Annotated in this window: 2 protein-coding genes; both read right to left on the bottom strand. The window is 62.5% G+C overall.

From position 1 onward, the window contains the following. Positions 1-210: ParA family protein (locus I5W_RS34460; RefSeq protein ID WP_441294732.1), on the bottom strand; the 210-nt coding region annotated here is incomplete at its 3' end. 1,185 nt (positions 211-1,395) lie between these two features. Beyond that, positions 1,396-2,396 (bottom strand): ATP-dependent DNA helicase (locus tag I5W_RS20225; protein ID WP_044530581.1); only part of this gene is annotated, 1,001 nt, incomplete at its 5' end.

The raw sequence follows: 2,396 nt of genomic DNA, 5'->3' as shown, positions 1-2,396 counted from the left end.
GCCTGGCCAGCCACGGCAGGACCGGGTCGGCATTGACACAGAGGTGATATTGCAGGCATTCTGGGGATCGAGATCAACGGCGATGACGCGCCCGTGACGCGCCAAGCTGCACGCCAGGGCCGAACACAGGGTGGTCTTGCCTACGCCGCCCTTGGGCGACACCACGGCAATGACATGCGCCGGGGTGCTAGGGGGCGGGCCATAGGACAGGCCTGCGTTCCCGCCCTCGGGACTGGCCTCTTGCTGGGCCTGGCGTTGCTGGGCGGCTTCGCCCAGCATCGAGCGCAGCAGGTTGGGCACGGCGGGGGGCGCGGGCGGTACCAGCGAGGCGATCTTGGCACTGACGGGCGCCGCCACATCGACCACGGACGGCGGTACCCGCGACGCATTGGACTGAACTGGTGACGGGACGGTCGGCTGGGATGGCGACTGGATCGGGGAGGCTGCCACGACAGGCGCCACCACGGGTTCCGACGCGGGAACGATGGGCGCTTCCGGGATGGGGGCCAGCACCGGTTCGATGACCGGCTCGATACGCTGCGGCGCGGAAACCGATCGGTCCTGCGGCAAGGGTGCGGCCGCACTGGCCTCCACCACGGGCGCTGGCGCGGCAGCCCCCGGCTCGGCTGGCGCCGCCACCTGAGGCGCCTTCACCTTGCGCGACGGTTCCTTGTAGTCGATTGCGGCCTCGACTTCGAGGTAGCCGTCCACCGTTGCCCCGAACTTGCTCAGCAAGTTGGAGATATCGTTTCCCATTCATGACTCCCTGCTCAGGCCCCGGCGCCAACCAAAGCGGCACCCGCGGGACCCGCCCGCAACCTTGTTAAAAAGCGATACACCTTCCCCGGTTTTGCCACCTCGTGGCGCTTTTTAGATACCCGCTCTGCTGGCGGCCCTTTGTCCCCCTTGAAAGCGGGGGAGTCCCCGTGCGACCAGATATCTGAATGTTATCAATTCGACCACACACCCCTGTGTTGTCATTAAAACAAACAAATCCTGATATCGCAACCTCGATTGTTGTCGAAACAACAAAATATTTCAAGCAATCCGATTCATTTCTACCTTGACAGAAATGAACTGCAAGGCGGGCATCTTACCTTTGCGCCAACATCCTTGTCGCTCCGAGTGAACGATTTGCCTCCTGTCGCGTCGCGGATTTGGCACAATCCGACGGCTCCCGTGGCAATTTATTGTTAACAAAAACATTCCTGGGCTTTTTCTCCCAAAGGACGGGATTGTCGAAAAACTCACTTCACCATGACTGCGCCCCGTATCGTAAGGGATAGACAAAACTTGTCACTAGGGAAAAACCTGACCCGCTGTAACGCCCCCACAGCGCCCCCGGACATGTCATTTTATTCACCTATGCGGATGATTGCTGAGCAGCGCGAGGGTTCATGCTTCATTGGACTGATCGGCCTGGTCTGACCCATGGCCCGGCAATGCCCACCATGCCGGCAACAAGGCACGTACCTCGGGGCGGCTGAAACGTTGATCGATCAGCCAGACCGTGCCCTGGTCGGATTCGGTACGGATCACGCGCCCGGCCGCCTGCACCACTTTCTGCATTCCGGGATAGAGATAGGTGTAGTCATAGCCGCAGCCAAAGAGCGCCTCCATGCGTTGGCGCAGTTGCTCATTGACCGGATTGAATTGCGGCAGCCCCAGCGTGGCGACGAAGGCACCGATCAAACGCCGGCCTGGCAAGTCCACCCCTTCCCCGAAGGAGCCGCCCAGCACCGCAAAGCCGATGCCCTGCCCGCCCGCTTCGAAGCGCGCCAGGAAGGCATCGCGGTCATCCTCCGACATGCGGCGCGACTGTTGCCAGACAGGGATCTCGGGGTGAGTGCGGAGCAAGGCATCGTGCGCCTGTTGCAGATACTCGAAGCTGGAAAAGAACGCCAGGTAATTGCCCGGCCGCTCACTGAACTGGCGCGCCATGAGCGCGCAGATCGGCGCAATCGAGGCGGCGCGACGTTGCCAGGTGGTGGAGATGTCATGCGCCAGGCGCACCTGCAACTGGCTGGCGTGGAAAGGGGAATCGACATCGATCCAGGCGGTCGAGGCCGGCATCCCCAGCAGGTCGGCAAAATAATGCCAGGGCGCCAGCGTGGCCGAGAACAGCGTAGTGGCATGGGCCAGCGCAAAGCGCGGCCCCAGGAACGGTGCCGGTACCACGTTGCGGATGCACAGCACGGTATTGCGTTCGTCTTCGCGCGTGAGGTCCAACAGGGAGTGCGGACCAAAGCTCTCGGCCAGGCGTACGAAGGCCATGGCGTCGAAATAGAAATCGCGTAGCGGTGGGTCCAGCGGCACCGCTACCTGGGCCAGGTAATCACTGATGGCCCCCACGCTGCTGCTTAACGCATCGACGAACTTGGGCGGCGGCGCTCCAG

The organism is Herbaspirillum sp. B65 (genome assembly GCF_000333555.1).
Taxonomy (GTDB): domain Bacteria; phylum Pseudomonadota; class Gammaproteobacteria; order Burkholderiales; family Burkholderiaceae_D; genus Herbaspirillum; species Herbaspirillum rubrisubalbicans.
This window is presented reverse-complemented; position numbering and strand designations above follow the sequence as displayed.